General features: G+C 38.5%; 1 protein-coding gene. It reads right to left on the bottom strand.

The annotated features are described in order from the left end of the window. Nucleotides 1-358 (bottom strand): ATPase, T2SS/T4P/T4SS family (locus ACFIO5_RS11500; RefSeq protein ID WP_375705481.1); only part of this gene is annotated, 358 nt, incomplete at both ends.

The raw sequence follows: 358 nt of genomic DNA, 5'->3' as shown, positions 1-358 counted from the left end.
ACGCATGCGTAAAGCAGATTCAAGCAGTTCTTTTGGACCAACAGAGGCTAAACCTTGACCATCTTTTGAATAGATCATAGAAACATAATTAGGCTGTGGAACGACCAATTCTGGTGTATCTTCAATGGTGATAATACGTTCATCATCGGGAATTTTGGCGATTAATGCCTTTGAAAGCGTTGTTTTACCCGAGCCGGTTTTTCCGGCAATCAAAATGTTTTTTTGGCATTGTACAGCCTGATTTAAAAAGAAGACAAAATCCTTCTTTGCATAAGCACGGACTAAGTCATGATCAATATGTTTGAGTTCACTCAAATGTGAGAGATTATTATTCAAGGGCGTGAAGGAAACTTGTTCA

Source organism: Bartonella sp. AA86SXKL (assembly GCF_042196885.1).
The sequence above is the reverse complement of the archived record's forward strand: the minus strand, read 5'-3'. Positions and strand labels throughout refer to the sequence as shown.